We start from the raw sequence: 8,640 nt of genomic DNA on the forward strand, positions 1-8,640 counted from the left end.
ATAGTGTGCATGAGCCTTTTTTTATCATTGATGCTTTCTTCCAAAGATATCATGGTCTCAGTTCTACTGATACCATCAATATCATCGATCTTGAAAATGATATTCTTGGCATGATTGGTATCCTTGGCACGGATCTTACAAAAGATATTAAATTTTCCGGTGGTGATATGTGCCACTGTTACGTAAGGAATTTGATTTAGCCTTTCCAGAACAAATTTAGTCTGGTGGGTTTTTTCTAGAAAAATGCCCACATAAGCAATAAATGAATAGCCTAGTTTTTCATAGTCTACCGTCAGTGAAGATCCCTGAATAATACCCGATTCTTCCATTTTTTTCACACGCACATGAACCGTACCTGCGGAGATCAATAATTTCTTAGCGATATCTGTAAACGGAGTCCTGGTATTTTCTATTAACATATCCAGGATCTGGTGATCTATTTCATCTAATTTAACTTTGCCCATATTGAGATAATTTTGAGCAAAAATAAACAATTAAGAAAATATATTTAATGAAATAGATGTTTTTTTGACATATACGCAATAGATGTGCCTATTTATTCCGTAAACTAGAATTTATCAAATTGGCTATCGCCTCGTTATTCTTAAGCCGGATCATATCTTGTGGGTTTAAACAATCATAAGTAAGATGCCCAAAATATCCATCGAGAACACCTGTTCTGTCAATAAAAGGTTGAAGATGAATGCTATCCTTTAGAAGCTGTTCTTTATAAAGGATGCCTACTGCATTGCCAACTTCCAATTTACTGTTTAAAAGATGTGCATTATGAACAAGGATGTCGAAAAAATATTTTTTATTTTCAGGTATGTCGGCATAGGCTTTTTCACGATTAGAATCCATAGGATCGAAAGCGATTAACTCAAGAGCCTTCCACAAAGACATAAACATGTATTTCCTGGTTTTTTCACGTTCATAATCACCCTGAAAATGCCCGGCCTCAAAGAGAATAGTGGGCGTACCAAGCATTTGAAAAGCATCTCCAACACAATTGGCATTAAATGCATCGTCGTACTTGCCAATCTGCCCAGGAATAAATTTTTGCAATTCTTCATTGATAGCGGCAATAAGGTTCATCCCTTTTAGACGATTTTCGGTCACCGTTCTGGCGGAATCTGCTGCAGGAGACAGAAATGAAAGAGTAGCAGGCTTAGGTGCTGAACCTGCACTATAAATGGTACGTTGGTCATGAAGATTAAAACAAAAATCGGGAGAAAAGACATCAAATACATGTCTCAGGATCTTACTTTCCGGTTGGGTCCTGTCCTGAGCATCTCTATTGAGATCAATACCATTAGCATTTACTCTGGTATAGGCCAATGCCCCATCCGGATTCAACATTGGAAGTATTACCAGGCTTAACCTTTCCAATAACTCCTTGGCATTGTCATATCCAAATGTAAGAGCATTTATAAGATCAAAGACGGCTTTTGTAGTGGTAGACTCATTCCCATGCATTTGCGACCACATCAAAATCTTGATAGGTCCTTGTCCTACCGTTATTTTTTCTATGGGTAGTCCATCTACAGAAATTCCAAGTTCTTCTATCTTAGTTGAAGACTGTAATTTCTTCAGGATGGGCACTATGTGATCATGATGTATATATCGACCACTTAAAGTACTCTCCATTATTTTTTCATACCTCCGGTCTTTATCCATGAATTACTTATTGAATCACATGCAAAAGTAAGGTCATTTTTAATTACAATTGTTACTAAAATAGTTACATTTGTATACATCAAATACCGACAAATGGCGTCATTTAGGATACATTTGTATACAATTGTTAATAAAGAATTAAAATATTCATTATATTGTTATATATCAATTATATATGATATTTTATTAAAAGTATTTGTAAAAGCTTTTACTGTGATTTTAATACTTTAATACGATATATAACGCTCTTTAAAAATTACAATGGTAAACTCTGAAGAATTTGTAACCAGGCTCGAAAAGATTCTCACTTTTTACAATCTTTCAGCCTCATCTTTCGCAGACAAAATTGGCGTACAACGATCTAGCATCTCACATTTGCTGACCGGAAGGAACAAGCCTAGTTTAGAATTTGTCATGAAAGTTGTCACCTCCTATCCTGAGGTGAATCTCTATTGGCTTCTAAACGGGAAAGGGTCTTTTCCCGCAAAAAAAGAAAGCACAGCTTCGCCTTCACTATCATCACCTACCCCAATTCCAAGCACAAGTCGCGAAAGAACAATAGAAAAGATCATTATTCTATATACAGATGGCAGCTTTGAGACATTCGAACCGAGTATTATTAACTCCAATTAAGTTCTCCTATTCTCATTCTTTAAAATGGTCATAATTTACTACTTTGCGACAATGTTTAAAACCCGAATTCTTGGACTTATTCTTTTAGGGGTAGTAACAGCTTGCTACAATCCCCCAAGGAATTGCGGGGCTTTCAAAGAAGGTGAATTTCGCTTCACAACAACTATTGAAGGCAGTGAACAAACCACTACTTTTGTGCGTACTATGGCTACTGAAATAGATTTTTTTGAAGGCAAAGCGGATACTTCTTCAGTACGCTGGATCAATGATTGCGAATACATAGTTAAGAAATTAAATCCGCAGACACCTTCCGAGCAAAAATCGATTCATATGAAGATTCTATCTACAACAGATAGTTCTTATACCTTTGAATACGGGCTGGTAGGCAGCTCTAAAAAATCGCGTGGTACTGCTTTTAAATTGAACTGATTATGTTTGATATACTTACAAGTCCGGATGCCTGGATCGCTTTACTAACCTTAACCTTTCTGGAGATTATTTTAGGCATAGACAACATAGTTTTTATTTCTATAGCTGCGAATAAACTCCCGGAAAAAGATCAAAAGAGAGCAACCATGTGGGGTTTGGTGCTCGCTATGGTTCAGCGAATTGTACTGTTGTTCGCAGTTTCACTACTTATTGGCCTCAGTAATCCATTCTACTATATAGATACCAGCTGGTTGTCTGTGGGTATAAGTGGCCAGGCCCTTATATTGCTTTCCGGCGGACTATTTCTTTTGTACAAAAGCACCTCAGAGATCCATGAAAAAGTAGAATTGCCAGAACATGATGAAGACGTAATAAAATCAAAAAATATTACCACCTTTTCCAAAGCAATTGTTCAGATCCTTATTATTGATTTTATCTTTTCCATCGATTCTATTTTAACTGCCGTTGGAATGACCAATGGTATTGGAGATCACCCCAATGATGCGCTGGTCTTAATGATCATAGCTGTGATGATCTCAATCGTCATAATGATGGTCTTTGCCAATGCCATTCGTGTCTTTATTAATAAACACCCTTCTATGCAATTACTTGCCTTGTCTTTTCTTATTCTGATAGGGTTTATGCTTATAGCGGAAGCAGCACATCTCAGTCATGCTCGCTTCTTTGGATCTGAAATTGGAGCTATTCCGAAAGGCTATCTATATTTCGCCATTTCCTTTTCATTGCTTGTAGAATTCCTCAATATGAAGTACCGCAAAAAGGAAGAGATCATTGAAGATTTGGAGGAAGAGGAGGAAGAGGCTGCTAGAAATAAGTAGCACTCAGTTTTTAATTTATTAGCGAGGCTACAGATTGGATTTCTGTTCAGAATAAAATCTTTCAAAGTAATTTGGAAAGAATAGTTGTAAAATAACTAACTGGATTTAGAATAATTTAGTCTGCCCTTCCTTACTATCGTCTTCATTTTCATCATCTGCCTTTGGAGTGTTGGCCGTTTTGGATGCTGGAGTCACATTCTCTTCATCTACCACTTCTATATCCTTGGCCTCGTGCTTCTCAGGTTCTTCGTAAGGCAATGGCTGTAGGGCATTGATCTCCAGGACCTTTTCTTTGGTTAGTTGATTGCCCATAGCTGTAATTCCCTTGATGCCAATGAATTCTTCCAAATTCACTTCTTGGTTATCTTTTCTTTCCTGCCCGCGTTTTTTTGCGAACACAAGTTCAGCCACAGGACGGTAATCCGTAAATAATTTTTCCAAATAAGATTTTGGGTGGCTGGTAATAATGGTCTCGTCTTTATCCGGATTTTCGATCAGAAAACGCTTAATGTAGAATAATTCCTTTTCCCCCTCCCAATAAATAGCCGTCAATGGTTTTTTGGGTATCCATTTTTCTAAAACGATCATATCGCTATCAAAGCGCATGATCAGATCAGGAATGGCAGTTTTTACAACTCCTTTTTGATTTATGATCAGCAGGCGATCATCACTGGTAAATTCACCTAACAATTCTCCCCTGCCATCAACGTTTAAGCGCTGTATGGTGTCATCGAACCATATCTTTCTGGGCTTTAGTGTTGATAAGCCCTTTTCCTTAAGTTCAATTCGCTTAACAGGGTATTTGGTGACAATATTCCCCTTGGACCCCCTTCCTTTGATAATGACATCAGCAAAATCGAGATCCCATTTAACTTTTTTAATACTCCCTGCCTGACGCAGATTAACAGTAACCACTTCTGCCTCACCATTTGGATTGGCGGAAAAATAGAGCACGTCAGATTGAGCCTTCCCGGTTGTTAAATCGTACATTTTATCACGGGTAACGCCGGTTACATTAAATCTTTTAATATAACTGGCTCCACCACGTCCATCCTTGTAAATCATGTTATAGGTGGTGCGTTTATCCTTTTTCTTAAACACCGCCACATGAATGATATTCTTCTCAACAAAGGTCTTGCTGTCTACTTTGGTGATCATCATCTGCCCACTTTTCGTAAAGACAATAATATCGTCTATATCACTACAATCCGTGACGTAATCATCGCGCCTTAAGGACGTCCCAACGAAACCTTCCTCCCTGTTCACATAAAGCTTTGTATTACGGATAACTACTTTAGTAGCTTCAATCTCATCAAAGATCCGGATCTCGGATTTGCGTTTCCTGCCAGCGCCGTATTTACTTTTCAGTCCTTTAAAATAATCAATAGCATATTCTATTAGATTGGCTAAGTAATTCTTGGTTTCGGCAATCCTGTCCTCCAAACTTTCTATTAATTGTTGTGCTTTGTCAATATCAAATTTTGAGATCCTTTTGATGCGAATTTCAGTAAGTCTGACGATATCTTCTTCGGTAACAGCCCGTTTCAAATGTTTTATATGGGGTTTTAAGCCCTTATCAATGGCGCTTATTACTCCCTCCCATGTCTCCTCTTCTTCAATATCACGATAGATCCTGTTTTCTATGAAAATTCGTTCCAGGGAAGCAAAGTGCCACTGCTCTTCCAGCTCGCCCAATTGAATTTCTAATTCCGCTTTTAAAAGCTCTACCGTATAATCAGTAGAACGTTCTAACATCTCCTGAACCCCAATGAATAATGGCTTGTTATCTTCAATGATGCATCCTAAAGGAGATATTGAAGATTCACAGGACGTAAAGGCATAGAGCGCATCAATGGTCTTATCCGGGGAAATACCTCCAGGTAAATGAATAAGGATCTCTACCTCTGCGGCAGTATTATCTTCAATTTTCTTGATCTTGATCTTGCCCTTGTCATTCGCTTTAAGAATAGAATCTATTAGTGAAGAAGTGTTGGTGCCGTATGGGATCTCATTGATTACAAGGGTATTTTTGTCTAGCTGGGAGATCCTGGCTCTTACGCGAATTTTTCCTCCGCGCATGCCATCATTATAATTTGTTACATCAATAATGCCGGCTGTGGGAAAATCTGGATAAAGTATAAAACGTTGGCCCTTGAGATGCTTAATGGAAGCGTCTATAAGCTCTATAAAATTGTGAGCGAGTATCTTAGTGGAAAGTCCCACGGCTATTCCTTCAGCCCCCTGAGCCAATAAGAGTGGGAATTTTACAGGCAGGTTTACAGGTTCTTTTTTTCGGCCATCGTATGATGATTGCCAATCTGTGATCTTTGGACTGAATACTACTTCAAGTGAAAATTTTGAGAGTCTGGCTTCAATATATCTGGAAGCTGCGGCCCTATCTCCGGTAAGAATATTACCCCAGTTTCCCTGAGTATCTATGAGCAGTTCTTTTTGACCTATCTGTACCATGGCGTCTGCAATACTGGCATCTCCATGGGGATGGTATTGCATGGTGTGTCCTACGACATTCGCCACCTTGTTATACCGCCCATCATCTAATTCCTTCAGGGAATGCATGATCCTGCGTTGTACGGGTTTAAAACCATCCTCAATGGCAGGAACTGCTCTTTCCAATATAACATAAGAAGCATAATCCAGGAACCAATCCTTATACATACCAGTGACTCTGGTAAGTGCTTCTTGTTGTCCTTCCTGACCCTCTTCTTTTGCTAATTGCTCATCTTCATGTTCCTCCATATAGAAAGACTCGTATTTATTTGATTTTTAATTATTCCTGATCAATGAGATCAACTTCTACTTTAAGGTTGTTAATGATAAATTTCTGGCGATCCGGGGTGTTTTTACCCATATAGAACTGCAATAGTTCTTCAATGGACAAGGCCTTATCTAACATAACCGGCTCTAAGCGAATATCGTCCCCAATAAAGTGCTTGAATTCATCTGGTGATATTTCCCCTAAACCTTTGAAACGGGTGATCTCTGGCTTACCACTTAATTTTTCGATCGCTGCGTTTTTTTCATCCTGACTATAACAGTAGATGGTTTCTTTTTTATTTCGCACCCTGAATAAGGGCGTTTGCAAGATATACAGGTGGTTCTCTTTGATCAGTTCAGGAAAAAATTGCAGAAAAAATGTAATTAGGAGTAATCTGATGTGCATCCCATCTACGTCTGCATCAGTAGCTATTACGATATTGTTATACCGCAGATCCTCCATAGATTCTTCTATATTCAGCGCTGCCTGTAATAAATTGAATTCTTCATTCTCATAGACAATCTTTTTAGTCATGCCATAAGAATTCAGAGGCTTACCTCTTAAGCTGAATACTGCCTGGGTGTTTACATCCCTCGACTTGGTAATAGAACCGGAAGCAGAATCTCCCTCCGTAATAAATAAAGTACTCTCCAATCGCCTCTCGCTCTTCATATCATCCAGGTGTACCCTGCAATCACGTAATTTTTTGTTATGAAGGCTGGCTTTCTTGGCTCTTTCGCGGGCCAGTTTACGTATACCCGATAATTCCTTTCGTTCCTTTTCTGCCATCATGATCTTTCGTTGGATCTTTTCGGCTGTTTCCGGATTCTTGTGCAGGTAATTATCTAGTTGTTTCCCAATAAAGTCATTGATATAAGAGCGTACTGTAGGAAAGTCGCCTCCCATTTCAGTAGAACCTAATTTTGTTTTCGTCTGGCTTTCAAAAACAGGTTCCATGACCTTTATGGAAATGGCCGATATAATACTTTTACGCACATCCGAAGCATCGTAATTCTTTCCGTAAAAATCGCGAAGGGTTTTTACCAGAGCTTCCCTGAAGGCAGATTGGTGTGTTCCTCCCTGAGTGGTATGCTGGCCATTCACAAAAGAATGGTATTCCTCGCTGTATTGAGTTTTACTATGGGTGATGGCTACTTCTATATCCTCACCTTTTAAGTGGATGATGGGATATAGCAGATCATCTAAACTATTGTTATCCTCAAGCAGGTCCTTTAAGCCATTCTCTGAAAAGAATTTCTCCCCGTTAAAAAGAATGGTGAGTCCCGGATTAAGGTATACATAGTTCCTGAGCATGCGCTCTACATACTCATTGCGATATTTATATTTTTTGAAGATGGTCTCATCTGGTGTGAAGATCACTTTGGTACCCCGCTTTCTGGAGGTCTCCTCAAGAAACTCCTCATTGACCAGATTTCCTTGTTCAAAATCGGCCGACTTTGATTTGCCATCTCTGGTAGATTCTACCCTAAAAAAGGATGACAAAGCGTTGACAGCCTTGGTCCCTACCCCATTCAAACCTACCGACTTCTTAAAAGCACGGGAGTCATATTTACCGCCGGTATTCATTTTTGAAACTACATCTACTACTTTCCCTAACGGTATACCCCTGCCAAAATCTCTGACGATAACCCTGTCACCGGGAATGGAAATTTCGATGGTCTTCCCTGCCCCCATGACAAATTCATCAATACAGTTATCTATTGTTTCCTTTAATAAAATGTAGATGCCATCATCTGCTGAAGATCCGTCACCCAGCTTCCCTATGTACATTCCGGGGCGCATACGGATGTGCTCCTTCCAGTCCAGAGATCGGATATTCTCTTCAGTATATTGGGTTTGTGCCATATTTGGGGTATATCCCTGCTAATATAAAATTTCAAGGCAGAAATCAAAATGCACCTAATAGAAAGTAATTAACAATAACCTATCTATATTGTTAATAGCTGTATTTATGGGATTTTACCCCAATTTCATGTAGTTTTCCTGAAAGGGCTAAACATTAAACCTGAAGTGCATTACATCGCCATCCTTCACTATATATTCTTTTCCTTCCACCCGCATTTTACCTGCTTCCTTTACCTTGGCTTCACTACCAAAGGTAACATAATCCGTATAAGAAATGACCTCTGCCCGGATAAAACCTTTTTCAAAATCTGTATGTATTACCCCGGCTGCCTGAGGCGCCGTGGCCCCCACAGGAATGGTCCATGCCCTTACTTCCTTTTCCCCTGCAGTGAAATAGGTGTGTAAATTGAGCAAGTGATA

Annotated in this window: 8 protein-coding genes; 3 read left to right on the top strand and 5 right to left on the bottom strand. The window is 39.0% G+C overall.

Translation table 11 applies throughout. The annotated features are described in order from the left end of the window. Both Q0X72_RS12080 and Q0X72_RS12085 read right to left on the bottom strand, forming a co-directional pair. The coding region (locus Q0X72_RS12080; protein ID WP_297765778.1) for a winged helix-turn-helix transcriptional regulator at window positions 1-464 on the bottom strand (464 nt) is incomplete at its 3' end. Between the two features lie 88 nt (window positions 465-552). Further along, window positions 553-1,677, bottom strand: coding sequence for a M14 metallopeptidase family protein (locus Q0X72_RS12085; RefSeq protein ID WP_297765781.1), 1,125 nt, complete (start codon window positions 1,675-1,677; stop codon window positions 553-555). Window positions 1,678-1,938: 261 nt separating this feature from the next. Between Q0X72_RS12085 and Q0X72_RS12090 the strand changes: the two genes are divergently transcribed. Genes Q0X72_RS12090 through Q0X72_RS12100 form a run of 3 tightly spaced genes read left to right on the top strand, consistent with a single transcriptional unit; the run spans window position 1,939 to window position 3,578 of the window. Further along, window positions 1,939-2,310, top strand: coding sequence for a helix-turn-helix transcriptional regulator (locus Q0X72_RS12090; protein WP_297765783.1), 372 nt, complete (start codon window positions 1,939-1,941; stop codon window positions 2,308-2,310). A 51-nt stretch (window positions 2,311-2,361) separates the two neighbouring features. Continuing rightward, a complete protein-coding gene (locus Q0X72_RS12095) occupies window positions 2,362-2,739 on the top strand; it encodes a DNA topoisomerase IV (RefSeq protein WP_297765787.1) in 378 nt (125 codons plus the stop codon). 2 nt (window positions 2,740-2,741) lie between these two features. Then, entirely contained in the window at window positions 2,742-3,578 is an 837-nt protein-coding gene (locus tag Q0X72_RS12100; protein WP_297765790.1) for a TerC family protein, read from the top strand. 105 nt (window positions 3,579-3,683) lie between these two features. Here the strand turns inward: Q0X72_RS12100 and Q0X72_RS12105 are convergent, their stop codons facing one another. From Q0X72_RS12105 to Q0X72_RS12115, 3 genes are all read right to left on the bottom strand, one after another. After that, a complete protein-coding gene (locus Q0X72_RS12105) occupies window positions 3,684-6,335 on the bottom strand; it encodes a DNA gyrase/topoisomerase IV subunit A (protein ID WP_297765793.1) in 2,652 nt (883 codons plus the stop codon). 31 nt (window positions 6,336-6,366) lie between these two features. After that, on the bottom strand, window positions 6,367-8,220 hold the full coding sequence (locus Q0X72_RS12110; RefSeq protein WP_297765796.1) for a DNA topoisomerase IV subunit B: 1,854 nt from the start codon (window positions 8,218-8,220) through the stop codon (window positions 6,367-6,369). A gap of 147 nt (window positions 8,221-8,367) precedes the next feature. After that, the coding region (locus Q0X72_RS12115; RefSeq protein ID WP_297765798.1) for a DUF933 domain-containing protein at window positions 8,368-8,640 on the bottom strand (273 nt) is incomplete at its 5' end.

The sequence above is a fragment of the uncultured Muriicola sp. genome (assembly GCF_947258935.1).
Lineage (GTDB): Bacteria > Bacteroidota > Bacteroidia > Flavobacteriales > Flavobacteriaceae > Muriicola.

What these genes read in the sequence shown, in the direction of transcription:
- Q0X72_RS12105 (WP_297765793.1), bottom strand. Translation starts at nt 6,335, where the DNA reads ATGGAGGAACATGAAGATGAGCAATTAGCAAAAGAAGAGGGTCAGGAA.
- Q0X72_RS12090 (WP_297765783.1), top strand. Translation starts at nt 1,939, where the DNA reads ATGGTAAACTCTGAAGAATTTGTAACCAGGCTCGAAAAGATTCTCACT.
- Q0X72_RS12110 (WP_297765796.1), bottom strand. Translation starts at nt 8,220, where the DNA reads ATGGCACAAACCCAATATACTGAAGAGAATATCCGATCTCTGGACTGG.
- Q0X72_RS12100 (WP_297765790.1), top strand. Translation starts at nt 2,742, where the DNA reads ATGTTTGATATACTTACAAGTCCGGATGCCTGGATCGCTTTACTAACC.
- Q0X72_RS12085 (WP_297765781.1), bottom strand. Translation starts at nt 1,677, where the DNA reads ATGGATAAAGACCGGAGGTATGAAAAAATAATGGAGAGTACTTTAAGT.
- Q0X72_RS12095 (WP_297765787.1), top strand. Translation starts at nt 2,362, where the DNA reads ATGTTTAAAACCCGAATTCTTGGACTTATTCTTTTAGGGGTAGTAACA.